Origin of the sequence: Vibrio furnissii CIP 102972 (assembly GCF_000176175.1) — a bacterium.
Classification (GTDB): Bacteria; Pseudomonadota; Gammaproteobacteria; order Enterobacterales; family Vibrionaceae; genus Vibrio; species Vibrio furnissii.
In genome coordinates, this window is sequence record NZ_ACZP01000021.1 from 61,014 (window position 1) to 85,447 (window position 24,434).

The 24,434-nt window shown below is 43.9% G+C and carries 21 protein-coding genes; 10 read left to right on the top strand and 11 right to left on the bottom strand.

Translation table 11 applies throughout. From position 1 onward, the window contains the following. The first annotated feature begins 15 nt into the window (after positions 1 to 15). The 4 genes from lpxD to VFA_RS21870 all read left to right on the top strand — a co-directional run bounded on the left by lpxD (position 16) and on the right by VFA_RS21870 (position 4,854). Entirely contained in the window at positions 16 to 1,029 is a 1,014-nt protein-coding gene (gene lpxD / locus VFA_RS21855; protein ID WP_004729324.1) for a UDP-3-O-(3-hydroxymyristoyl)glucosamine N-acyltransferase, read from the top strand. A gap of 79 nt (positions 1,030 to 1,108) precedes the next feature. Then, positions 1,109 to 1,594: a hypothetical protein gene (locus VFA_RS21860; RefSeq protein WP_004729325.1), complete on the top strand. Its 486-nt coding sequence runs from the start codon at positions 1,109 to 1,111 to the stop codon at positions 1,592 to 1,594. Positions 1,595 to 1,712: 118 nt separating this feature from the next. Then, positions 1,713 to 2,843: an ABC transporter ATP-binding protein gene (locus VFA_RS21865; protein WP_004729327.1), complete on the top strand. Its 1,131-nt coding sequence runs from the start codon at positions 1,713 to 1,715 to the stop codon at positions 2,841 to 2,843. A gap of 37 nt (positions 2,844 to 2,880) precedes the next feature. Further along, a complete protein-coding gene (locus VFA_RS21870; protein WP_004729328.1) occupies positions 2,881 to 4,854 on the top strand; it encodes an alpha-amylase family glycosyl hydrolase in 1,974 nt (657 codons plus the stop codon). Positions 4,855 to 5,632: 778 nt separating this feature from the next. Here VFA_RS21870 and VFA_RS21880 read toward each other — a convergent pair. From VFA_RS21880 to VFA_RS21930, 9 genes are all read right to left on the bottom strand, one after another. After that, positions 5,633 to 6,688, bottom strand: a complete 1,056-nt coding sequence (locus VFA_RS21880) for an Abi family protein (RefSeq protein ID WP_004729330.1) — start codon at positions 6,686 to 6,688, stop codon at positions 5,633 to 5,635. 459 nt (positions 6,689 to 7,147) lie between these two features. Beyond that, on the bottom strand, positions 7,148 to 7,402 hold the full coding sequence (locus VFA_RS21890) for a hypothetical protein (RefSeq protein WP_004729332.1): 255 nt from the start codon (positions 7,400 to 7,402) through the stop codon (positions 7,148 to 7,150). 20 nt (positions 7,403 to 7,422) lie between these two features. Beyond that, positions 7,423 to 7,620: a hypothetical protein gene (locus VFA_RS24105; RefSeq protein WP_004729334.1), complete on the bottom strand. Its 198-nt coding sequence runs from the start codon at positions 7,618 to 7,620 to the stop codon at positions 7,423 to 7,425. Between the two features lie 52 nt (positions 7,621 to 7,672). Further along, positions 7,673 to 8,971: a P-type conjugative transfer protein TrbL gene (trbL, locus tag VFA_RS21900; protein WP_004729336.1), complete on the bottom strand. Its 1,299-nt coding sequence runs from the start codon at positions 8,969 to 8,971 to the stop codon at positions 7,673 to 7,675. 202 nt (positions 8,972 to 9,173) lie between these two features. Next, positions 9,174 to 9,947, bottom strand: a complete 774-nt coding sequence (gene trbJ, locus VFA_RS21910; RefSeq protein ID WP_004729338.1) for a P-type conjugative transfer protein TrbJ — start codon at positions 9,945 to 9,947, stop codon at positions 9,174 to 9,176. A 237-nt stretch (positions 9,948 to 10,184) separates the two neighbouring features. Beyond that, positions 10,185 to 11,945 (bottom strand): TraI/MobA(P) family conjugative relaxase, encoded by a 1,761-nt coding sequence (gene traI / locus VFA_RS21915; RefSeq protein ID WP_004729340.1) that lies wholly within the window; start codon positions 11,943 to 11,945, stop codon positions 10,185 to 10,187. After that, on the bottom strand, positions 11,942 to 12,316 hold the full coding sequence (traJ, locus tag VFA_RS21920) for a conjugal transfer transcriptional regulator TraJ (protein ID WP_030000430.1): 375 nt from the start codon (positions 12,314 to 12,316) through the stop codon (positions 11,942 to 11,944). Before traJ ends, traI begins: the two co-directional genes overlap by 4 nt. A gap of 967 nt (positions 12,317 to 13,283) precedes the next feature. Continuing rightward, the gene (locus VFA_RS21925) at positions 13,284 to 14,291 is read right to left on the bottom strand and encodes a replication protein RepA (protein WP_004729342.1); all 1,008 of its coding nucleotides are present in this window, start codon (positions 14,289 to 14,291) and stop codon (positions 13,284 to 13,286) included. Between the two features lie 12 nt (positions 14,292 to 14,303). Next, positions 14,304 to 14,528, bottom strand: a complete 225-nt coding sequence (locus tag VFA_RS21930; RefSeq protein ID WP_025887512.1) for a helix-turn-helix transcriptional regulator — start codon at positions 14,526 to 14,528, stop codon at positions 14,304 to 14,306. 206 nt (positions 14,529 to 14,734) lie between these two features. On the opposite strand from VFA_RS21930, the gene VFA_RS21935 reads away from it, so the two are divergent. The 5 genes from VFA_RS21935 (at position 14,735) to VFA_RS21960 (ending at position 21,708) form a co-directional block, all read left to right on the top strand. Then, positions 14,735 to 16,078 (top strand): hypothetical protein, encoded by a 1,344-nt coding sequence (locus tag VFA_RS21935; RefSeq protein WP_004729344.1) that lies wholly within the window; start codon positions 14,735 to 14,737, stop codon positions 16,076 to 16,078. 341 nt (positions 16,079 to 16,419) lie between these two features. Beyond that, positions 16,420 to 18,090, top strand: a complete 1,671-nt coding sequence (locus tag VFA_RS21940; protein WP_115333230.1) for a cation:proton antiporter — start codon at positions 16,420 to 16,422, stop codon at positions 18,088 to 18,090. A 10-nt stretch (positions 18,091 to 18,100) separates the two neighbouring features. After that, the gene (locus VFA_RS21945) at positions 18,101 to 19,063 is read left to right on the top strand and encodes a universal stress protein (protein ID WP_004729347.1); all 963 of its coding nucleotides are present in this window, start codon (positions 18,101 to 18,103) and stop codon (positions 19,061 to 19,063) included. Between the two features lie 98 nt (positions 19,064 to 19,161). Further along, a protein-coding gene (locus tag VFA_RS21955; protein WP_086027328.1) for an IS3 family transposase occupies positions 19,162 to 20,360 on the top strand; the annotation gives its coding sequence in 2 pieces (ribosomal slippage) (positions 19,162 to 19,432 and positions 19,432 to 20,360; 1,200 coding nt in all). A 274-nt stretch (positions 20,361 to 20,634) separates the two neighbouring features. Then, the gene (locus VFA_RS21960) at positions 20,635 to 21,708 is read left to right on the top strand and encodes an HPP family protein (RefSeq protein WP_004729353.1); all 1,074 of its coding nucleotides are present in this window, start codon (positions 20,635 to 20,637) and stop codon (positions 21,706 to 21,708) included. Positions 21,709 to 21,777: 69 nt separating this feature from the next. On the opposite strand, the gene VFA_RS21965 is transcribed toward VFA_RS21960, so the two are convergent. Further along, a complete protein-coding gene (locus VFA_RS21965) occupies positions 21,778 to 22,455 on the bottom strand; it encodes a LuxR C-terminal-related transcriptional regulator (RefSeq protein ID WP_038152753.1) in 678 nt (225 codons plus the stop codon). Positions 22,456 to 23,042: 587 nt separating this feature from the next. Between VFA_RS21965 and VFA_RS21975 the strand changes: the two genes are divergently transcribed. Further along, positions 23,043 to 23,624, top strand: a complete 582-nt coding sequence (locus VFA_RS21975; RefSeq protein ID WP_038152757.1) for a DUF2913 family protein — start codon at positions 23,043 to 23,045, stop codon at positions 23,622 to 23,624. 27 nt (positions 23,625 to 23,651) lie between these two features. Here VFA_RS21975 and VFA_RS21980 read toward each other — a convergent pair whose 3' ends face one another. Next, positions 23,652 to 23,915: a hypothetical protein gene (locus tag VFA_RS21980; protein ID WP_038152759.1), complete on the bottom strand. Its 264-nt coding sequence runs from the start codon at positions 23,913 to 23,915 to the stop codon at positions 23,652 to 23,654. Positions 23,916 to 24,434: the final 519 nt, after the last annotated feature.

The window sequence follows — 24,434 nt, forward strand, 5'->3', positions numbered from 1 at the left end:
CATTAAGAGGCCATCATGCTAAGTGTTGCTGAGATTGCACATCGTCTATCAGGCAAAATTGTTGGGGATCCGTCGATTATCATCGACACCATTCGTCCTGTGGTCAGTGACCGGCAAGGCGGCCTCGCCATCGTCTTCGCCAAATCGGAACTTAAACAGATTGCACAAACCAGCGCAGATGTTCTGGTGGGGCCTAGTGAAATTATGCAAAGTCCTGCGAAAGCGCATGTCGTAATAGAACAGTTGGATGTCATGAAAATTAACCAACTGCTGCGCTATTACAAAGTCAATAAGTATCGCGTATTCGAGCAATCAAATACGTCAACCCTTGAGGGAGTATACATCGGTGAGCACTGCCAAATTGGCAAAGGTTGCCATTTCATGCCAGGCGTTAAAATTATGAACGCTGTAACTATTGGTGACAATGTGGCGATTCATGCCAATACAGTCATCAAAGAAGGCACAGTGATTGGCAATAACGTGACCATTGATTCGAATAATTCGATCGGTAACTACAGCTTCGAATACATGTCAGGTCATGATGGCAGCTATCAACGTGTCGAAAGTATTGGGCGGGTTATTATTGAAGATGATGTGGAAATCGGTAGCAACAATACCATCGATCGGGGCACGTTTGGTGACACTGTGATTGGCCGGGGCAGCAAGATTGATAACCAAATACAAATTGGTCACGACTGCCGAATTGGCAGCCACTGCCTGATTGTGTCTCAATGTGGCTTTTCCGGCCATACCATTTTAGGTGATCACGTCATTGTTCATGGTCAGGTTGGTACAGCTGGACACATTACAATTGGCAGCCATTCCGTGATTAAAGCAAAATCCGGGGTCAGCCACTCTTTTCCACCGGGCAGCGATTTGTTTGGCTATCCAGCCAAAGATGCCAAAGCCTATTACCGTAATCTGGCGGTGCTCAACAAACTCACCCACCACCACGAACGGACAAAAAAATCTCCAACTAAAACCAAACATTGGTATTCCCGATTTTTTGACAAACACGTCAATGAATAGGATATCTGATTAATCCCAATACAGCGCTGACTTTCCGCACTGTATAACTGAAACAAGACGAAATGATCAAGGACTTGATATGAAACTTACACTTCTGTTTGCCGCTACCTTAACAACCCTGATAACCGGTTGTGCCAGTACCACGTCTGACTCATCAAAACAGGCCACTGACATCGACACCCGTTTCTTCAGTTGTGATTTACCAACGCTTGCCAATGATCGCGGCCCAATTAGCCCTTCTCTGTTTGTTGTTGGTACCTTCTCCGAAGGTCAGTGGATTCATATGGATAACCATAAAATGGCTTACAAAGGCGATGGTATTTACCAGGTTGTATCGCAAGAAAAAACCGGAAATGTCAGCCTGCAATTTGCCACCATGAGCTGGACGCCGCAGTTTACCGTTTCCGGTATGGCGTTATCAGTCGGCGAAGTCAAAGAGCTGAAACGCGGCGGATTTGCTAAGAATACGGTCGTAGCCATCCCTTCCGATGGCCGTTATGTCTGGACAATACAAATTGCCCCAGACAAGAAACCTCTTCTGGCAGCAATCGCGGAATGCCAATAACAACCGAAGCAGTGATCGGGTAGCATAATAGCTGCCCATTCTTCCCGAATTGGATAACGTCAAATCCAGTGGAATATTTCAATCCCCTTTTAGACCCAGCGGGTCAGTGGAGATAGTCGTGGCAACAGTAAGCCTACGTAAAGTAGAAAAGAAATATGATAACGGCTTTAAAGCAGTACATGGTATCGACTTAGATATTCGCGAAGGCGAGTTTATGGTGTTTGTTGGGCCATCAGGGTGCGCAAAATCAACCACACTGCGAATGATTGCTGGGCTGGAGAGTATCTCTGACGGTGAAATACGTATTGGTCAGCAAGTGGTCAACGATCTGCCGCCCAAAGATCGGGGAATTGCCATGGTGTTTCAAAACTATGCGCTCTATCCCCATAAAACTGTCTTCGACAACATGGCTTTTGGCCTCAAAATGCAGAAACGGCCAAAAGACGAAATTAAACGCCGAGTCGAAGAAGCCGCCGAAAAATTAGAAATCACCGATTTACTCTATCGGAAACCGAAAGAAATGTCTGGTGGTCAGCGTCAGCGTGTCGCAGTTGGCCGGGCCATCGTTCGTAAACCCGATGTCTTTTTATTTGATGAACCGTTATCGAATCTTGATGCCAAACTTCGCGTCTCTATGCGAGTAAAAATAGCGCAACTGCATAAATCGCTAAAAGAGGAAGGCAACCCTGCCACCATGATTTATGTCACTCACGATCAAACCGAAGCGCTCACCCTCGGTGATCGAATCTGCGTGCTCAATCAGGGCAAAATTATGCAGGTAGACACCCCTAGTAATTTATATAACAAACCGGCGAACAAATTTGTTGCCAGTTTTATTGGTTCGCCGGCAATGAATCTCGTCGATACAGTGATCCGAGAGGATAATGGACAACTCTATATCGATATTGCCAACGACATTCGAATTCTTATTCCGCTCGAAAAACAACAAGCGCTGTGGCGATATATTAACAAGCCCGTTTGCTTTGGCATCCGACCGGAGCATATCAATATTGCCACGACGGATGACGCGCTCAATGTAGTGACCGGACAATTAACTGTTGTTGAAAATATGGGCAATGAAAAATATCTCTATTTTCAGGTGGGCAGTAAAGAACTAATTGCTCGCGTCAATGATCAAACCATCTCAACCTCAGATATCGGTAAATCAATTCGTTTTAATCTCAATACAGAGTTCTGCCATATTTTCGATTTCTACAGTGAAAAGAGTTTAACCAACGACCGGGAATGATCACCGGTTAATATTCACCACGACAAGGAAATCTCCAATGAAAAAACGCACCTTGCTTTGCAGTGCGCTGCTGACTGCTATTGCCTTAAATGGGCTGACATTAAGTTCACCGCTCTTTGCTGAGACAAACATACAAGCTGAAACAGACAGCTTTCTCGACTTTCGAAAAGAGACTATTTATTTTGTGTTTCTTGATCGCTTCAGCGATGGAGATTCAAGTAATAATACAGGGAATAACTCGGCAACATATGACCCCAACAATTTAAAGAAATATATAGGGGGTGATCTGCGTGGTTTAATTAATCAATTGCCTTACTTAAAATCACTCGGCGTAACGGCTATTTGGATTACGCCACCGATCGATAATGCAGATAACGTCGATGTCAATGGTGGTGCAGGTTACCATGGTTACTGGGGGCGTGACTTTTTCCGGGTAGATGAACACTTTGGAACACTGGAAGATTTCAAAGAGTTGACCGCAACAATGCATAGTGCGGAATACGGCATGAAGTTAATACTCGATTATGCCCCAAATCATTCCAATGGGAATGACGAAAACGAATTCGGCGCGTTATACCGCGACGGTCAGTTCATCACAGATTACAACACCGACGTTGCTGCCGGAACGAACTGGTATCACCATAATGGTGGCGTTTCCGACTGGAACGACTGGTACCAAGTACGCAACCATAACTTGTTCAACCTCTCGGATTTTAATCAGTCGAATAGCGAGGTATATCAATACTTACTAGATGGTTCAAAATTCTGGATCGATGCTGGTGTTGACGCGATTCGTATTGATGCGATTAAACATATGGATAAGTCTTTTATCCAGCAATGGACAACTGAGATTTATGACTACAGCCAAACGCTTGGTCGGGCAGGATTCTACTTCTTCGGTGAATGGTTCGGCGCCAGTGCCAATACCACTTCGGGCATTGACGGCTATGCTATCGATTATGCCAATACCTCGGGCTCTGCACTGCTTGATTTTGGTTTTAGGGATACCTTGGAACGCGTGTTGGCAAACCGTTCGGGTAATACGATGCAGACACTAAACAATTACCTCAACACCCGAAAAACCGTGTTTTCCAGTGATGACTGGCAAGTTGTCTTTATGGATAACCACGATATGGCGCGGATTTCGACTGCATTACGCTCCAGTGAATCAACGTTTGGCCCAGGAAACAACGAAGCAGGCGGAAGTCAAAACGAAGAATTCGCCCAACAGCGAGTTGACTTAGGGCTGGTCGCAACAATGACCGTACGCGGAATCCCCGCCATATACTATGGAACTGAGCAATACGCGGCAAATTTCACCCAAAACGACTTTGGTCAAGTGGGTAGCGATCCCTATAACCGTGAAAAAATGCCAAGTTTCACTCAAAATACCCAAGCATTCAAAATCATTCAGACATTGACCGACCTACGCCAAAACAGTCTCGCCATTCAGCGTGGCAGCTATACGTCACGTTGGGTCAATGATGACATATTAGTGTATGAGCGTCAGGAAGATGACGATGTGGTCACTGTTGCACTCAACCGTGGCCCAGCAAATTCTATTACCGTAAGCAATTTAGCATTGTCAGACGGTAGTCATAGCAATTTACTTGGTGATGAGAATGTATCCGTCAGTGGTGGACAGGCTACACTTCATCTGGCACAGAACCAAGCGATTGTACTGCATGGGCAAAGCAGCGGTGATAGCGATCCAACCTCGATAGCGATCTCTTTTAGTTGCTACAATGGTTATACCACACTTGGCCAAAGTGTTTATGCCGTTGGAAGCGTAGCCCAACTTGGCGACTGGGCCGTGGAAAGTGCTGTAAAACTGGATCCTTCTCAATATCCCACCTGGAGCGCAACGATTACCGTACCTGCACAACAGGATGTAGAGTGGAAATGCATCAAACGCGATGAATCGGATCCTACAGCAAATCTCGTTTGGCAATCCGGTTCAAACAACCAGTTTAATAGTGATAATCAAACTACGACACAGGGCAGCTTTTGATTCCCCTTATTCCCTGAACAAAAAAGCCCCGGCGTTCATCCGGGGCTTTTGAAGTTGATGACTCACTGACTAGCGAGGCGGGATTATTCCCACTCGAATATCAACGAGCACAAAATACATCTAAATAACAGCTAGTTAGAAATGCCACCTTTCTCGATACCATCATCTATACCATGCGCAGATTTTTTTGATTTTTTGCGTCTCGTCGGCGTTTTAGTTCGGCCTTGCCCCAAGCTGAGGATTCTTTCATATCGCGACGAAGCTCTTGTATCTCTTCAACACTAAGCCGTCGCGGACCCGAGGTAATTCTATCCATCTTGTGCCTCCAACTTGTCGCAGTACACTTTAAAACGCATCAAAACATGAGCTACCAGTAAGAAACCTTGGGGTTATTTTTAGATTATTTTTCATACACATCTTGAAAGCCATCAATACTGCCCAAAGATTATACAACGAGGAATAACCTCATTAAATAAAAGGATCAAATCATGGGTTTGAAACCAGGACCAAAACCAATAGCCAAGTCAACCGGCAAACCAGATCAACGTCGACGTGACAACAAGAAAACGCCAGGAAACACTCCAGGCCTAAAGCCGAGCAAGTCCTCGAACAAGTAACGCTACCTCAATATCGAGTCAGAGTAAGCGGTACTGACTCTTGTTGCTAAAACCCATAATACACTTTTGCCCCGAAATCCGTTTAACAAGTGTTAGTTTAAAGGCATGTTATACTAAATAAGACTCATATAACATGAGGCTTATCCCTAATTTGAGGTATCTTAGAGTTGCCTATGAGGTTGTTGGATTACGCCCAGAGTTTCCATGTTCAAATCTTTTACAACAATAAACCCGTTTCTTTTCTTACTGAAGATTCTCTTGGTATGTACGTAGCTTTCATTCTGGCTACACTCAATAAAATTTTTACTTAACTGGTTCGACTTTATCACCATTTCTAAAGTGTGTTCTTTCAGCTCTATCATCAAGTCGTTTTGATCTTTGTTTGATAGTAGATACCTACCGATATCTGACATTGTGATGATAATTTCTTTATCTTCGCAAATAATGAAAGCTTTCTCTGGCAGAGAGTCCAACGTCAAAGTACTTTGAACTATAGAAAAATCATTGTCGGCTTTTATTCCCAGTAGTGGTTGCGGGTTACCGGTGGGGGCGGGTTTAGTTCGAAGAACCACAGGAACGGTTGTGTGATCTTTAGTCCATCGATAAGTTTCAAATGAACACCATTTAATTGCAGTTAAAATTTCAGTATGAAGATTTGAACAGTTTAATCTTAGAATTGGCTCATGATGAGCAATACGATTACGCAGGTCGTTAGCTTCGTTAATCCTAGTTTTAAACTGTCTGAATTTAGGACCATCAATATTTAATTTAGAGTAATTGTTGCGCCAAAACTCTTTATAATCTGATCTGAAAAGGAAATTAGACCAAAAATCAAACGAAAGAGCTGCAACAATATCTTCTGGACTGCGATTGTTAACTTTTTGCTTGGCTTTTGCTAAAGAGTTTGAACTATGCTGGTTAAGCATAGCCATAAAGGTAGGATCATTTGGCCAATCATCGTTGAATACTGAGCAAAACAACTTATGTAATTTATTTCGTAAGGTTACCTCTAAAATGTGAAGTGGGTAGAAGAATGCTTTAGACAACCTAGCATTGTAAAGATAAAGGTTGAAAGCTATGTGCCAGTCTTGTTTTCCATCATTAAAGTAAGGCAATAGTCTTTCGCTAGAAAGCTCAATCTCTATATGTTCGGCTCTACTTTTCTTAGTATCTTCTATGACTTCATTGTATGGATATGCTTGTTGACTTTCAGCCATTATTATCTATAATCCTTTTTATAGCAGTTGTTAGGCTCCACTGATTTATCATGCGCCTGCAGCAATCTATATGAAGACCCGAGACAGGCTACTAGATAGCCCCTCTCGGGTTTTTGCTTTCCGCTATAATAATTCTTTTCATACCAAATGCCTACCTTTAAGATAGTTAGCCTTAGTGCGTGAAAATTATCCATATAAATATGGATTAAGCGCTGCGTAGCCAGCGTTAAATCCCGAGCGTTGAACAAACCTGATGCACCTCCATAAGTTGCTCTTAAATAGGTGTGCCCTGCGCGTAAGGTAAGCTATTTACCGTACCTGAAGTTGTTCATAACTTGCTAATATTCAATTTTCCATAACTCATTAATGTCCAGAAACAAGTTACAGCTTCATCATAATCGGTTTGATGTATGTGAAAACGCGGGCCGGTGCATCATCACCGGCCCGTGTACTTTCTAACTATTTGCGTCGGCCAAACGGCCAGCGTCTCATTTTGTCGATTTGATCGACCGATCTCGTCATGTCCTTGTAAGCACGCCCGGCCAACCTGTTTTGGAATACCTCCATTTTGTCGGCAATGGCTTTCATCTTCGGGCCGTGTCCGGTGTTGTGCAGCCACTGCCCCAAAAAATAGAAGGCCAGCATCACAATGAACATCACTGCGAAGAAACCAAATACCTCCGCAAGGTCTTGAGGTGGAAAGCTAAACTCCATAATCAGTAATCCTTATCTAGTTAGGCCATGCGGCCTTTTTTAACAAAGCTGGCAACCTCACTATTTCGTTCCTGTTGACGTTCCTGGGCATATGAAACGTAATCCTCAACGTCAAAGGTGTGCTTTTCCGGGTCGCGCTCTTGCCATTCTGCGTGTGCTTGGCGGGCTTCTTCCTGGTCCTCACTGGATAGGCCATCAAAGCCGCCGGTTTGATTCATCCAGCCAGTGCCGCCGCCTAAGCTATCGTTGTCAAATGCAGGGGAAGCGTCGTCAGTCGCCCTCCTTGTCGTCTTCCCCGTCACCTTTCATGCTGTTTCGGATCGAGCTGGCTAAACGGCCTCCGCTAGTGCCACTGATTCTATCTCCGGCCATATCCCCCATTCCCTTCATCAAATTTGCACCGGTATCCGCTGCAATACGACCAGCTTTTACAGCTCTGCCTTTAAAGCCGCCGCCAGAGGATTCGCCACCGCTAGAAGATTGGCCGGAAGCTTGGGAGAAGGAGCCAGCCTCGTCAGAATCACCACCGCCACTAACACTAAATGCACCGCCCAGGCTCGACATAACGTCAGTATTATTCGCTACGTTCTCACCCGCTTTTGCAAATGCAGCCTGAATAGCAGACGCACCGCCGGCGGTAGCCATTGCGGCACCGGCAGCCATACCACCAGTGGCAACAGCCGCTCCGGCCATCGCCCCGGCACTGATACTGCCTGCACCTGCCGCCGCGCCGCCTCCAGGAACCAGGCTGGCAACCACATTGGGAACCGAGTGAATGAGCATCACGAGAACCAGTGAAACGACAAAGATCACCAGCAGTTCACGCATAGGGGCATCATTGGATAAATCGGCATAGAAACCGTCCATGATCGACATGGCAATACCAATGAGCAACGTCATTGTCATCAACTTCAAAGCAACGCCCAATACGCTTTTGAAGTAGTTGATTGCTATATCTGAAGTCCAACGCGAACCACCAAACCCCAGCACGAAAACACCGGCATAGACCAATATCCAAGCCGTCACCAAAGCCAACAACACATTTGCCGCCACTACCGCCATACACGCCAAAATTGCCAGCGTGATTAAGAAGATAGACAAGTTATCTATCGGGCTTGTGATGCTATAGGACTCACCAGCTTTCACAATAATGTCAAACGCAATACTAATAGGCTCTGACGGAGTTAGGTCTCTCGAAAGGCCACCGGCTTGAGCACCGATCGTTCTCAATGAGTCGATGATTGACGTGGCAAAATCTGGGCCGTTTCTGAGCAACCAGAGAAAGAAACCAAACGTCAAAATGAAGCGCACGAACTCGGCAAAGAACTCCCTTATATCCGCTTGTTTAAGAATTAAGGTCCCGCCAGTCCAAACAAGGGATATAGTGCCCAGCGTCCAGAACAGCCAGGCGGCATAGTTTGTAATTACCGTGCCCCAAGTAGCACTTGCTGTCATGAAACGCACGGCCACTTCATCCAAAACACCATTAGGCTCAATGGCCGCTGATGCTGTTTGCGAAGTCAGTAAAACGATCAGAGTCATCACAAGTCGAATGAATACCTTGCTCATGATTAGAATCCCTTGTTCTTGGAGCGGTCAGTGGGTTCGCCCATATCCCAAAAGCAATGTCCTTCTTCCCTCTGCTCTTTCGTTAGGTTTGGGTTGTCACAGTCGATCGTTGCAGGCTTGGGCCCGTCATCTTCACCGCATCCCACCAGAACGAAGGAGACCAACGCACTAACGATAAAAACTCGTGTGATATTTTTCATAATTAAAACCCCCTGTTTTCTGAACGGTCGGTTGGTTCACCCATATCGAACAACCTTTCACGGGACGCTTGATATTGCGCTTCTCGGTCAGCATCCGCCTGCATTCGTGTGCCAACGGCATTCTGCTGAGCGATCAGCAAGCTGCGGATTTGCAGGAGCTGGTTGGCCTGGTTGCTAGCGAGCTGGTTAGCATAACCAATCGCAGCCAGTTGGCCGTCCGCACTCTGAGCACCAGATTGCAGGCGATTGAGCTGGCGGGCATCGGCTTCCAAGTTATCTTGCTGCTGTTCCAGACTCCTAAACAGTGCGTCGTTGGCCTTTTTCTGCGATTCTGACGCAAGGCGTCGGTTCTCGGTCATTGCGGCTCGTTCAGCATCACTGCACCCCACTGACGAGAAGCAGGGCGAACTGCGGTAATAGGCCACGTCCTGGAACTTGCCCAGGTACGCATCGAGACTACCAAGCTGGTTTTGGTAATAGGCGAGTGTGTTGGTAGCCTGATTCAAATCGTTGATGGTGCGTTGCGCTTGGTCCCAAACATAAGAAGCCGGGGCCATCGAGTTTTGCAGCATGTTTTCATACTGCTGCAACTGGGTTTGATACTGCTGAATTTGCTTAGCAGTCTGTGTAACAGCTTCCATTGCCGACATGATGTTCTGAACTAGATTCGTACCATCAGCAACCGGAATCCCCGCATATACAGGATTAGAAAGGTTTAACGCCAAGGAGATGGCAAGCACGGGAATTTTAGCCGCTAAAATTTTTCGTTTTAGCATGGTTAATTACTCTTAGTTGTTATGACTAAAAGTTGCATTCACCAACCTGTAGAAACTTGATCTCTACTCCTGCCGTTACCAGCGGTGAATGTGGGCCTGTACAGAGCTAGCTCGCCACTTACTATCTCGGCGCCCGACCAGCGCGACACCGTTAAACGCGCGGTCAAATAGGGTTAAACATCGGTGTCATTACCAACCGAAGCGGTTAGGGCTTCCGTCGATTCCTATGCCATCACATCAACGTGATCGGCTCTTATGTTGTCGTTTCGCTTTTTTAGCTGCCTGCTCAGCTTGCAGCTTGGCTTTACGCTGCTCTAATGCTGGCATGACCACCGCTTTTTCAGTTACAGGGGCTGACTGAATAGCTAAAACCTCTAACTGAGATAGATTCTGCAACCGGCCACGGCGTGAAGGTGGCACTTTGCCAATCGGTAACACACCAGGCTTATCTGACCGTTTGGCCTTTTTGCTCTGGGCTATTAATGCCTGACGGCGACGCTCTAGCCCTGGGTCGGCAAACTTTATAGACAGGTTGCCATCTACTGCCGCCTTGATCACTCGCGCCTTGAACTCAGGCGAGCCATTCACGGTAATACGATCACCGTAACGCTCCATTGCTACCTTTAGCGCAGCTAAAACACTGGTTTGGTTGGAAGCCGTCGACACTTGTAGACGCTCACCATCATCACGCACGGCGCTGTTACCTGCTCGATAAATAATGGTGCCTTTTTTCGTAATCGTATCGACCGTTGCTTTGAGCTCTGTCTGAACTGCATCCCCTTTTAGCGTGTTGCCTTTAAGCTTTTGTGCCGCTTCTCGGCTACGTAGCGCTTTGAGGGCTTCGCTATCTCCCTGCAATGCTTGGCTTTTTAACCAATCCGCCCAGGCTTGGCGTTTATTGCTTTGATATATCGTTTGCCGTTGCTCTTGGTAACGCTTGTGAATGCGCTCAAGCTCGCTTTTCAATGCATTGCTGGCCTGTTTGTACAAAAGCTTCTTAGTAAGCTTATTGCTGCCAGTTAACTTAATCGCCGCACGACGGCCTCGCCCTTTTCTCTTGGCGTTTTCAACCTGTCGATCTTTATCACGGCGGGCCTGTTCAAGGGCTTGCGTTTTACTCTCTGCGGCATGTTTCTGCTCTGCTTGATAACGGGCATATAGCTCGGTGGTATTCACCTTTAAGCGAACAGGTCGGTGTGTATATTGGCGGCTCGGCTTAACAGAACCCGATGCAGTCGCTTCAAAGGGACCAAGGCGCGCTTCGAGTCTGGGTTTAGAAAACTCACGTCCCAAGGTGCTCGCTTTGATGATCGCTTCACCATCGGCAACGATCACTAGGCCATTTCCTCTGGTTCTTAACTGCAAACCATTGTCCTGCATGACTTGGTGCAACGCCTGCCAGCTATTGGCTGATTTAATCTCGTCCATGCATTCGCGCTTCACCCAGCCCACTAAGCTTTCAATACCCGAATGGCGCTCCATATCCATCGCACGAGATTCCGCCCCGCGCTTGCGCGGTATATGATTATCCGGCTGTAAGCCATAGTCTTGCTCGATGGCCTCGCACATTTCCGCTAGCTTCTTATGCGGGTAGTACGGCTCATGGATTGTGTTGCGAGTAGGGTGAATCTTGTTAATTGCGATATGGATATGTTGATTGTCCGTATCGTTGTGTAAAGCACTGACACGCTGATGCTCGCCATAACCCAACCCTTGGCAAATGCGCTCTTCTATCGCGGCCAAAGTATGCGCTTCTAACTGTTCACCATTAGGGAAGCTCACTATGAGGTGATAGGTTTTATCACTCTTCGCTCGGGTATTCGCGAATTGAGTTGCTAACACTTCGCTGATCGCATCGCGCACGGTTTTCGCTTCACAGTTATTTAAACGAACGTTACCGAGTCGATGCTCTTTGCTCTGGTGATCGGTGATGTAATTCACCAAGCCCGCAAAGTCAGATTTCCCCTGAGAACGCATCGGTACATGCTTGGCGATCATTGGTCCGCCCTCGGGCGAAGAATAGACTCCATAAGTGAACTCATTTGATCTTGCGTCGCTTCAATACGATTAAGCACCGCTAAGATTGTATTGACTCCCACATTCGCTACCTTGGCATCATTACTAAGCCATAACTTAAGCAAACCACCCAAACGCCCTAAGTCACCATTCACTCTTACCAGTTCGCGTACCTGTTCTACATCGGTAATACCTTGAATGCGATAACCTTGGCCGACTTCACGTAGATAAGTAGAAATACTAAGACCTGCTTGCACAGACAGCGACTCGATCAACTCACGCTCCTCTGGCAGACAGTAAACCTTAATCGGTGGGCTATTCTTTCGAGTGATCTTGTTCGTGCTGTTCCCCATGCTTTGCCTCCTCTTTCTGGCCCCGCAGGGCAGGATTAACGTTGAGCTCCGAAGGTGCGAATAAGTCCAAAGTGAAGAGGCTTCGCCATGCTTGCATGGTGTGCCTACTTCACACATCCTGCCCGCATTTCAACTTTGGTTTTATCATGGAAAGTTATGCATTCCCTTGTGCATTTCTCTGCATTTAACTGTTTATTCCTGTGTAAACTATGTTTACCTGATAAGTCAGATACTTATAGCGGTATGACAGCGTACTTATAGCGACTGAATAGCGCTAAAATAGCGGCCTTACAGCGATTTATGTGTATTGGCTTTACTCAATATCACGACACAGAAAAACACCGCTTTCCTAACACTTTCCGCTCTAGGCTAAATTCAAAGCCTTCGTATTTAACTGCCCCTCAAGTGTCAATGAATGTTTAAACACCAAGGTAACCACCATAAAAATACATAACTTCCAAAAAAATGATTTCATTGACAGTTTTGATCACGACACAGACAAACATCGCTTTCTTAACACTGTCCGCCCTATGGTAAATTCAAAGCCTTCGTGTTTGACTGCCCCTCAAATGTCAATAAATGCTTAGACGCCAAGGTGAAAATAATAAAAATTACTTTATCTTCATATAGTTAAAAAAATACAACTTCCAAAAAGATGATTTCATTGACACTTTTGAGCAACCTATTGATCAAAGTTATCCACAATATTTGTTTGTTCAACTACAGGTTTATTTTTTTATATAGGTATACCTACAGGAAAGACTATAGGAGGCTCTGCAACCACATGTTATTGAAAGCTTTTTAGCTTTTCTAGAAACAGAACATGCGTACTCAGAAACAAAACATGCGCAGCCAGAAACAGAACATGCGCAAAATCCCCCCTTTAAAGGGAAACAGAACATGCGTGGATAACTTTCTAAACACCCAGGCTTACTAACATCAAGAATGGTGCGTACATACTGTTTCATCACACTTCAATATCCCGTGAAACCTGTAGCTTTGTCTGACGAGGTACTTGAGGAGCACTAGGCTTCAAAAGCAACCCTTTTTCGGTTGGAGTAGCATCTAGCTCTGGCCATGCCTGCTGTACCTTTTTCAGTCCATCCTTAAACCGCTGCTTAAAGCTTTTTACATTGGCATAATTAGACCCCATTTGCTCCATCAAACCTGACCACGGAATAATTGTGGCTCGCTTTAAGTAACTCACCCGATAAGTCGCCCAACAATATATGTCTAAAGCCATCGGAGAACGCTTAATCAACCGCAGCACTCTCATATCCAGAGGGACCGGTTTATCAGTAATCAATTGAAAAAATTTAGGCGACAGTTCCACCCAAGATTCCCATAGTGAATCTTGATCAGGTTGCTTCGTACTCCACCAAATATGGGAAATATCAGCAACTCTGGCTCCAGTTTCATCTTCACAAATATATCCACTTTCATCATTTAGCTCTGTATAGCTAACACTGATCGTCGTTTTAAATAATCGCCGCATTTGTTCTCGAAAAGGACCAATGGTTCCATTTTCGCCTCCAGTTGAACCTAGCCCTAGCTCTTCCATAAAACGTCTTTGAGAATGTCCCAGATCAAGCTTGCGTGCTTCCTGTTCAGTGATAAAACCACTGTCCAGTCTTGACTTATTTCTTACTGCTTGTGTACTGACCCAAACCAACAACAAACGTGCATAGCAACCGTAAGGCAAACCTACAGATGAGGGGGTCATCATGTGCATTGTGAAATGACCATTCTTGCGGCTCCACTCATTCGATTTGGGCTTACTATGCGGTATAGTTGCTTGAATCAGAAGTCGAGCGATAAAACCGAGTTCATTCGCTTCCTGAGCACTGCGCTCCTGGATTGCTATGATGTTGTCGATATATTTCGTGCTGATCTCTAGCTTACCGCTGGTAACCGAGGCACTTTTTCGCCGAGTGGTTCCCTTAGCCTGAACATCCGTTACATCTTTAATCGTCATGTGGACTCAGACTTACCAAATAAAACCAGGTCTTGCGGCTTTTAACGCAGACCTACGTTTTTCTTCTATCCAGTTCTCAACCTCAGCTAGATCCCAAGCAACACTTCGGCTGGTCAGAACAATACGACGAGGAAACTCACCACGCTGTTCCAGGTTATAGATTGTTCGATCAGACAAAGGAATCATACTGAGTAGAGTCTTGCGATTTATCAGTGTTTTATGTGCCAGTTCTTGCATGTATAGGCCTCCTGTTAGTAGCTGAGACCTGACTATGCCAACATTTTTTAAGCTCTGAATTGGACGTTTTGGAAGATTAAGTTGAACCCTAAAATTATTTTCAAATAATCAAAGGAAACCTGCTAGAAGTTACAACTTATTGCTAATAGACTCACGGCTTAGCCAGTAGTAACATGATGTCATTCTATTCGTGGGGGGTGTGGCTAATGGAATATGCTGAAAGCGAAAAGGAAGCAACTAATCGATTAGATGTTCACTTTATTTCTGTCTGGGAGGATTGTGACGCCTTTGTTGCCGATGGCATACGAGAATTTCGAGATCGTTGGGCAAACTATTCTGTACATTCGAAACGAAAAGACCCTCGGAGTCATTTAAAAGATATTAAGGCACACAACAAGCAAGAAACCGATAAGCGGCCTATTGGAGAGCTCATCTTAGAAGTTATAGACCCCAAGGTATCAGCGTTTCTTCGATCTCTTCCTATGAGCCATTTTTGTTACTTTCCAAACCCTTACCTGAATGTTGAACACCCACCTTTGCCGTGTCCAAAAAAGAAAATGACGATGGCTGAAAAGGTCCATCATCAGATTTCGATTAAATATGCTTCCAGATTTAAAGAAGAGACTCCAATCACCAATCTAATTATGATGATGGGCTTCAAAAATGCTCACGATGTAATCAAAGATCGATTGAGGCATTTTATGAAACTTGAGCATCAATGTCGGCCTATAGATTTCCGATTTCAAGCAACCGTAGATAATCTACTCGAATTATTATGGCAGCTTCACCTTACACCTACGCGCTTTAAGCGGCATAGTCCAGACACAAAACAATTAAATACAAACAGAAAACAAACTTTTTGTGAGTTATGCGGTAATAGGAACGAACTTGCAGAATATTTCTATAAACTAGATGACAACTTGCTGGATCCGGAAGATAAAATAGAAAAACACAACGAAGAAAATCCTGATAATAAGAAAAAACGGCAACTTAGCCACCGGTATTGTTCTCAGCATAGACCAAAAAACAAAGATGGCCGTACTTGGAATTCCACATACAAGATCGCTCTTAAATCTAAAGAGCTATTTGATAAAGAGTATCGACGCTTACGGCTTCACATTGTCAAAGTCGAAAACCTTAAAGCGATTTCGGGTGATGAACTAGTTGATCTTTATTTTTACCACTTTCTTCAAGATAAATCAGTAACTCAAAAACAAGCTGACGCATTTTTCCATTATGTTAGGGATAATTTCGAGTACCCGATAGAGCTAAAAGGCGAGACAGAAAGGCTCATTAATGAAGCGGCTGTGCGCTTGACTGGGGCTGGTACAACTCTTGGAGCAGATGACGAAGGAGCTTTGCGTAATATAGCCCGAAGAATGGTCGATTCAAGACTTACTGACAATAAGAAAAGAATGCTCGCTCTGAGAAAGCTAGGCCTTAATCAGAAAGAAATTGCTCAAAAGCTAACTAAACTTGATAGTAAAAAAATAACTCACCAAGCCGTATCTAAGGCCCTTTCATCGGTTCGAGATGAATTTTTACTATGAGTTTAATTTTAGCCGCTAAAATTTGAACTCAAAAGTAACGGGGTTTCATCTGACAAGCAGGTATGAACGTTCAAGGAGGGGATCATTACTATAACTTGGCGCAATTATTAGTTCAACTGTACAAAGCAGACGTTCGCCTAACTTATTGCTGCCCCAAATCTTTCTAGTTACATAGTCTTTTCAACTGTTGGTAAACTGGTTTTAGCCAAAGCGTCCATCACACAAAACCCATACCTTGAGTACATTTTTGGTTACAACTGTCACACCTAGAAAACGTGAATTGTGCTACTCTAGGCTTAACTTTGAATTGTTAAATAAAAAGGAGTAAGTCTTTGAATGAGATGCTATCATACTCTTCATTTATTGAAGTGGCTTTTTTATTAATTTTAGCTTCGGGCATAGGCTTCTTAGGGTTGCTTTTTAAACAGCCTTTAATTGTGAGCTTTATTGTCGTTGGTTTAATAGCTGGACCATCAGCACTAGATATAGTTCACTCTAAAGAAAAAATTGATTTTTTATCTGAGTTAGGAATCGCAACATTATTATTTCTCGTTGGGATTAAGTTGGATATAAAACTGATTCGCTCCATCGGTTTAGTATCCATATTTACTGGATTAGGTCAAGTTATATTCACATCTTTGGGGGGGTATCTTCTCGGTCTCGCATTAGGTTTTGATAGCATTTCTAGCCTATATATTGCTGTAGCGTTAACTTTTTCATCGACGATTATAATAGTAAAATTATTATCTGATAAAAAAGAAATAGATGCTTTACATGGCCAAATAGCATTAGGTTTCCTCATTGTACAAGATATAGTTGTTGTTCTTTCAATGGTCATTTTAGCTACGATAGGTATTGGTAGTGAGAATGGAGAAGAATCGAAATCTATAGCTCAAGTTATTCTAGCATGTATTGGATTAGTTCTTTTTGTTGCTATTTTTGTACGTTTCATTGCCACACCTTTAACTCAAAAACTTGCAAACGCCCCTGAGTTATTACTAATATTCTCAATTGCATTTGCAGCTTTATTTGCAAGCACTGGTGAATTAATAGGTTTAGGAAAAGAAGTGGGGGGATTACTTGCTGGCATTGCTTTAGCTTCTACTCCTTATCGAGAGAGCATAGCAGCAAGACTAGCTCCTTTAAGGGATTTTTTATTGTTGTTTTTCTTTATTGCTCTGGGATCAACATTAGATTTATCTCAGTTAGGAAGTAATGTATATGAGTCGATAATTTTATCTCTATTTGTACTAATTGGTAATCCATTTATTGTCATTATCATAATGGGATTAATGGGCTATAAAAAGAGAACAGGTTTTTTAGCTGGGCTTACTGTTGCTCAAATTAGTGAGTTTTCACTAATTTTTATAACAATGGGGATCACTTTAGGTCATGTGAAAAATGAAATCTTGGGTGTTGTTACCTTGGTTGGTATCATTACCATTGCACTTTCCACATATATGATAACCTATTCTCATAGTTTATATAAAATATTTGAACCATACTTATATATATTTGAGAAAAAGGAACCTAAGCGAGAGAATCTGTCAGAAAAGCATAATCAGTTAAAATACGATGTTATTATTCTAGGTCTAGGCCGTTTTGGAACAGCTTTATCCAGACAGTTGAGGAATAAAGGAATATCTGTTTTAGGTGTTGATTTTAATCCTAGTGTAGTAAAAAAATTGAATAGTGAAGGGTTGGATTGTCTCTATGGAGATGCAGCTGATGCCGAGTTTTTGGCAGAGTTACCTTTGCAAGGCTTGAAGTGGGTTATTTCAACCATACCTAATCATCATACTGGCTTGTCTTATGAAGATTCTCGTAAAACAATAGTTCAGTTGTTAAGGGCATGCTCTTATCATGGTAGTGTATCCATTGTTTCCCACAATAGTGCTGATACTCTACTACTTGAGAAACTAGGCGTCCATTTAGTGTTAGAGCCTTTTAAAGATGCTGCACAGCAGGCTTCAATCAAGATAGAGAAATCAATCAAAAATAATGGGTGTTGAGGTGAAAGTTATGAAAAGGTTCAACAATATACTGTCTGTTATTAATGATAAGAACCCTAATAAAGAATTGATATTAAAATCTATTGAGATTGCTAAATCAAATCAAGCTAAGCTGACGTTTATTAGTATAGTGCCTATCATATCTGCTGGAATTGGAATGCCTCCAGGTGGTCCAATATCTAAAGATCTACAGCAACATATACTTAGTGATAGTTTAAGTGCTCTCCATAAAACTCTATCTGCTTATGATGGTTGTTATAACTTTGAAGTTATAGTTTTAGCAGGTGACCATTGTAATGAAATTATAAAAAGAGTGATTACTGAAAAACATGACCTATTAATCTCATTACCTTTTAAAAAAAATATTTTAGATCATATATTTACGAGCAAGGATATGCATTTATTTCGAAAGTGTCCTTGCCCAATTATGTTTGTGAACGATGTAGAAAAACTTACGTTTAAAAGAATTATCGCTGCTGTTGATTTCGATAGATTTAAAGATACACATAATGATATTTTGAGCGACGAGATCACTTCTCTTGCCAGTCAGATAGCGTTAATGAACTTTGCTCATCTTCATATAGTTAATATCTATAATCCTCGCTATTTTCGTATTGCAAGTAACTGGGCCGATCAGCCTGAAAAACTTGAAAGAGAAATGAAAGATTATGAATATAAATATGCTAAACAACGAATGGAAGAATTGATGGAACGATTGAAAACCAATATCGGCGAAGAAATGTACAATCAGATTTCAATACAGACCCATTTAATTTTTGGTAGCGCTGAAGAGCAACTCCCATTATTCGCTACAAAAAATCATTGTGATCTATTAGTCATGGGAACTGTGGCTAGGACTGGCATTTCGGGCTTGTTAATTGGTAATACAGCAGAAGACATACTGAGTCAGTTAAAATGCTCAGTTCTAGCAATTAAGCCCAAAGGATTTGTCAGCCCGATTACTATTAATTAAATGGGTTTAGACTCTATTATACCTATGTAGTGGCATAGTTAATTTGGCCACCTGATTAGAGCTGCTATGATGGCAGCATAACAAAGTTAGGTGACAAAATGACAAAGAAGAAAGGCCCGAATTTCAGTCCTGAATTCAGACTGGAAACAGCACAACTGGTTGTTGACCAGGGTTATACGAATAAAGAAGCTGCTGAAGCGATGGGAGTTGGTTATTCAACTCTAGGCAAATGGGTTAAGCAATTGCGAGAAGAGCGTGCGAGTAAAACTCCTCAGGCCACGCCGATGACGCCTGAGCAACGTGAAATTCGTGAACTGAAGAAGCAAATCGAACGCCTTGAATTAGAAAAGGAAATTTTAAAAAAGGCTTCAGCTCTGTTGATGTCGGACTCCATGAAACACTCTCGTTAATCGAAAGGCTGAGTCAGAGCAATAAACGCCGTTATTCGATTAACCACTTGTGTTCGGTACTGGATGTCCACCGCAGCACATTTAAATACTGGCAGCGACGCGACAAGCGGCCATCGCCTGAGACTATTCGGCTACGCAGCCTCGTGCGCGAAGCTTATCGACTAAGTGCTGGTTCTGCGGGAGCCAGAACCATTGCAGACATCGTCACGAATGACGAGTCTCATGATATCACGCTGAGTCGTTACCGTGCTGGCAGGCTCATGAAAGTGTTGAGTCTGTTCAGTTGCCAGTTGCCAAAACATGCGTACCGGAAAGCGACACAGGAGCATGTTGCTATCCCGAACTTACTCGACAGGCAATTCGCCGTAACCGCACCAAATCAGGTCTGGTGTGGCGATGTCAGCTTTATCTGGACGGGGAACCGCTGGGCTTATCTGGCAGTCGTTATCGGTCTATTTGCCCGTAAGCCAATTGGCTGGGCGATGAGTTATTCCCCTGATAGTAATCTGACTTGCCAGGCCCTGACTATGGCGTTTGAATATCGTGGGAAGCCTGACAAAGTGATGTTTCATAGCGACCAGGGAAGTCACTACACAAGTCGTAAATTCCGCCAGTTAATCTGGCGATATCGGTTAACACAGAGCATGAGCCGCAGGGGAAATTGCTGGGATAATAGCCCCATGGAACGCTTCTTCAGAAGTCTGAAAACTGAATGGGTTCCAACAACAGGCTACCGAAGTTTTACTGAAGCTAAGCTGAAGATTGGTGATTATATTCTTGGCTATTACAGCCGACTAAGACCGCATTCATACAATGGTGGTTTAACACCAAATGAGTCGGAGAAACGTTACTGGAATAGCTACAACGATGTGGCCAAAATGACTTGACCACTACATGTTGTAGCATAGTGAACATGCTCACTAGGTTAGAGCTATTTTCAATACGCCCTGTAATCCATTAAATACTAAATTTGATATGCATGTAATTCAGAGATCTCCAAAAGCAACCTGCTCGATACGTGGCAGCTTGCGTGCCTCCGGGTTAACTTCACTTCTATTTACACATCTCATAGAATGCCCAACTTACTGCTCAACAAATCTGTAAACTTTCTTAAATCACAATTATATGATGCGCTAAGTTTACTAAGGTAATCATTATTTTATGCTCATAAAAAACGAAATCAGACAAGTTCTATCATTGATTCTGCCAGTTATATTAACGGCATCTATCGTTTCATACCTTGCGACCCTAATGCACCACCTGTCCACAACGCCATTGATGATCGCTTCGATAGGCGCTTCCATTACAATCGTATTCGTTGTGCCAAGTAGTCCAATGGGGAGAACTTGGCCTGTTTTGGCAGGCCATCTGCTGCCAGCACTAGTTGGTGTATGTCTTACATCTTTGATAGACGATGCGACAATACTTTGCTTAACGACGATAACGCTGAGCATTATTACGATGGTTATTTTCAAGTGCGTTCATCCGCCAGGTGTGGCCACAGCACTGGTGCCAGCAATAAGCCAAAGTACGCAGCCAGCAATGGGACTCTCATTTCTTCTAGATCCGGTATTATTCAATATTATCCCGCTTATCATTTGTGGCTATTTTTACCGTTGGTACCTCAACCACAGGGCATCTAAAAAAGAGCCATCAGGCTCAACATCAACACTCGCTCACAACAAAAGCTCTATCTTTTTTAGTGAATTACATGAAACCATTGCAACGAGAAATGAGTGGCTCGATATCGATGAGAGAACGTTAGACGATATTTTCAAACAGACTCATTTACTTGCGCTGGAACATCGGCATCAAAAATTGACTTGTGAGCATGTAATGACGAGCCGGTTGATAACATTGAAGCCGAATGACACTATCCATAAAGCATTGGAACTACTTCAGCAGAATCAATTTACGGCTTTACCTGTGGTTGATGATGAGCATGAGCTTGTGGGGATATTTTCCTTGGTTGACTTTCTAAGAAGTGTTGAGAATAGAAAGTTTGACTCATTTATCGCGCTTTACCTGCAAGCAAAGAAAAAAGCCATGAAAGAGGTAAGCCAATTTATGAATGCAGCGCCAGTGTTTATGCGTACGGATACCCATATCGCGCGAACGATTCCTCTTCTAACGTCAGGGTATCATCATATACCTATTGTCGATAATAGAAACCGACTTAAAGGCATGGTGACTCAATCAGACCTCATTGAATTCCTTTACAATATCAAGGCCTAACGATGCGTTTTTATAGTGTACAAGCCACTTAAAACCTATTCTTGACGCTGTGAAAGGGCGTTCGATGTTTCAAGTTATCCTGTCATCGAAGGGGACATCCAGCCCTAAACTCTCTTTTGCCCAAATGACGGCCTGAACCCTATTCTTTGCGTTGATTTTTTTGAATAGATTATGCAGATGGGATTTTACGGTATTCAGACTTACGCCAAAATGCTCAGCGATTTCAGGGTTCGTTTGTCCTTTCACTAATAATTTAACGACCTCATGCTCACGTTTGGTCAGCACGGCGCCTAGCATTCGGCTGGAGAGCACAGGAATGTTGCTGCGAAAATGTAGGATATAGTCCTGAGAGAGTTGCCTGGACAGCCACATTTCACCTTGCATGATTTTATGGGTGCCTTGCAAAATCTTGTCAATATAGTCATCGGCATAAAACACCCCATACAAATTGGGCCACTTGAATAAGTACGCCACGCTGATGTCTCTCGGGCAGTTAATCAGTATTTCTTTGGCGTGTAAGCCTATCTGATATTTGATGTTGTAGTAGTTGTTCTCGAACTCATCCGTAATGTGGGCAAAATCAATAAAAATGTATTTTGCGCAGGTACTTTTCTCGATGCTCAACTGGCTGAAACGTTGTAATTCAACCGACAGAGGAAGGCTTCGCCCCAGAGTTTCTTTGAGCATGGTCGACGTAAGGCTTTCTTCTGAAAAAAGCAGGGCGTTCTGGATGCCTGGATAGTTCATGGGTACCTTTCGATATAGGCAATAAGTTGTCTATTACTCTACCGCGATGATTTTGTGTCTCAAGAGGGATGTGGCGAATTGTGATAACCGTCAACGTAGCAATAAAACACTCACCCATGGAAAGAGGGGGCGTCCGTGTTGTCATCGCCTGGTTATGGCATTCACAGCTTTAATCGCACGTTAAGCTCTCCTGACACTCCCTTTGAATTAGGACAGTACTGCGTTAACGATATCTCCATGGCTTTAAGAAGAGCAATGTAGATGTCTTCCGCTTGCTCGTAACTGATAGCGTTGCTGTCGATGGAGAGTATGGTTTCACCCCTCAGAGAGAAATGGTACTGAAGACCATCGAGGCTGAAGGTCGGGGCCAACTGATTATTTGTTTTCATCGCGAATCTTCACATAGTTGCTGTATACCTTAACTTTAGTATTAGAAATGACAATACGCCACATTATGCTTATCAGCTTCAGACCAAAGAGTGAGAGCAGCCGTCACGTCACGCGGTCTGAAAGCCAGCGGCATGGTGCATTGTTATTGCGAGTAAAAGGGGGTTAAATGAGGGCTTCTTTGGCTCTTACGAACACGTATGAAACACGATAGCGATTACTACTCACAACTGGCAGCGTTAGTGTGCCATGCATTGCTTCATCTTTTTATGGAAGTCTCCGCGACACCTCGGTTTGTGCCTGTCTCAAAGCGAAACGACATATTGGTTCGCCATCTCAAGCACAAGTTGAACGCGCGCCACGGTCATCAGTTCAAAAAGGACATCAAAGCCATGATTCAGTTAGGGCGCAGCCTTAACGGCAATTTAGAAGCCAAGCTTTTAAGCCTACATGACAGCATGACCATGGCGAATACGACCGATATGGCTAAGTTGCATGCTTTATTGCTGTATCTGAATGAGAGGCTGGGAGTAGAGTCCGAAGTCTTTCTTGAAGGACAAGAACCGAGTCCGGACATCCTCTATATGCTGGAAGAGCAAATCCAACACGGCTTCAACGACCACAAGCAGCAAGTGGCACCGCTGTCGATGTTGCTTCAATCGGACCAAGCGCACCGACTTGAGTCTGTGGTGAATGAGCATGGTGGCTTTATTGCGGAAACCAAGGAATGGAACGCGGACACTCAGCAGCTCCACCTGCTGCTGCATCCTTTGAGAGGTTGATGCTAAAGGCGCAAAAACGTATTCAGGCTAAATCGCATAGTCTGGTGAAATGTCTTCAATTTTCATCAAATGAACATCGACTTCGGAGAGCCGAGCAAAGGTGGGCTCATCTGAGGGTTGTTCGACAATATGGACGATATTGGCCACCCGATAACACCCAGCGCTGGGTGCCTTGAAGAACACCGTTTCATCCAGTTTCGGCAATAGCGGAGTGGTATTGTCGACAGACGTAATTCGATTTCGGATAGATAGCGTGCCATCGGGCGCGACTTCATAAAAGTTAACAATCATGCGCTTCTCTGGGGTTGTTCAGTGAATGTCCTGTACTAAAACAACGTGGCAGAATAATCAATGCCATGATTGCAAAACTGACAAGTAGGACCTCTCGAACTACCCTTAAGTGGGTATCCTGCCTCTATTGCCCACCTCAGTATTACGGCCAACGTTGCGGCGGATTTTTAAAAGTGCCCATGCAATGTGTGAGAGATTTGAGATGAAAGAAAGAGTCTACCATGAGGCGCTGCTGGTTATTCAGGCGCTGGTTGTGCCTGGCACTCGCTATCCCGAGGCTTTTTGCACGAGAGACTTTATCCAACAATGCCAGCTTTGTGGGATGTCCGGGAGCGTTAGCCTGTCCGATGCGAATCGGTTGTTGCGCGAACTGACTCAAAGATATGATGCGGTATGGCAAGGCTGCCAATTTGACCCTGACTGCAACTTAAGTTGGTACTATCGCCGCTGAACCAATTGACGAACCCATGTTCCGCGCGGTTTGTTTCACCAGAGTCATTAGGACATGAGTCACATTTC

Bases quoted from the DNA above. Each gene is read 5' to 3' on its own strand.
- lpxD (WP_004729324.1), top strand. From the start codon at position 16: ATGCTAAGTGTTGCTGAGATTGCACATCGTCTATCAGGCAAAATTGTT.
- VFA_RS21860 (WP_004729325.1), top strand. From the start codon at position 1,109: ATGAAACTTACACTTCTGTTTGCCGCTACCTTAACAACCCTGATAACC.
- VFA_RS21870 (WP_004729328.1), top strand. From the start codon at position 2,881: ATGAAAAAACGCACCTTGCTTTGCAGTGCGCTGCTGACTGCTATTGCC.
- VFA_RS21880 (WP_004729330.1), bottom strand. From the start codon at position 6,688: ATGGCTGAAAGTCAACAAGCATATCCATACAATGAAGTCATAGAAGAT.
- VFA_RS21890 (WP_004729332.1), bottom strand. From the start codon at position 7,402: ATGGAGTTTAGCTTTCCACCTCAAGACCTTGCGGAGGTATTTGGTTTC.
- VFA_RS24105 (WP_004729334.1), bottom strand. From the start codon at position 7,620: ATGAATCAAACCGGCGGCTTTGATGGCCTATCCAGTGAGGACCAGGAA.
- trbL (WP_004729336.1), bottom strand. From the start codon at position 8,971: ATGAGCAAGGTATTCATTCGACTTGTGATGACTCTGATCGTTTTACTG.
- trbJ (WP_004729338.1), bottom strand. From the start codon at position 9,947: ATGCTAAAACGAAAAATTTTAGCGGCTAAAATTCCCGTGCTTGCCATC.
- traI (WP_004729340.1), bottom strand. From the start codon at position 11,945: ATGATCGCCAAGCATGTACCGATGCGTTCTCAGGGGAAATCTGACTTT.
- traJ (WP_030000430.1), bottom strand. From the start codon at position 12,316: ATGGGGAACAGCACGAACAAGATCACTCGAAAGAATAGCCCACCGATT.
- VFA_RS21925 (WP_004729342.1), bottom strand. From the start codon at position 14,291: ATGACGATTAAAGATGTAACGGATGTTCAGGCTAAGGGAACCACTCGG.
- VFA_RS21930 (WP_025887512.1), bottom strand. From the start codon at position 14,528: ATGCAAGAACTGGCACATAAAACACTGATAAATCGCAAGACTCTACTC.
- VFA_RS21935 (WP_004729344.1), top strand. From the start codon at position 14,735: ATGGAATATGCTGAAAGCGAAAAGGAAGCAACTAATCGATTAGATGTT.
- VFA_RS21940 (WP_115333230.1), top strand. From the start codon at position 16,420: ATGCTATCATACTCTTCATTTATTGAAGTGGCTTTTTTATTAATTTTA.
- VFA_RS21945 (WP_004729347.1), top strand. From the start codon at position 18,101: ATGAAAAGGTTCAACAATATACTGTCTGTTATTAATGATAAGAACCCT.
- VFA_RS21960 (WP_004729353.1), top strand. From the start codon at position 20,635: ATGCTCATAAAAAACGAAATCAGACAAGTTCTATCATTGATTCTGCCA.
- VFA_RS21965 (WP_038152753.1), bottom strand. From the start codon at position 22,455: ATGAACTATCCAGGCATCCAGAACGCCCTGCTTTTTTCAGAAGAAAGC.
- VFA_RS21975 (WP_038152757.1), top strand. From the start codon at position 23,043: ATGAAACACGATAGCGATTACTACTCACAACTGGCAGCGTTAGTGTGC.
- VFA_RS21980 (WP_038152759.1), bottom strand. From the start codon at position 23,915: ATGATTGTTAACTTTTATGAAGTCGCGCCCGATGGCACGCTATCTATC.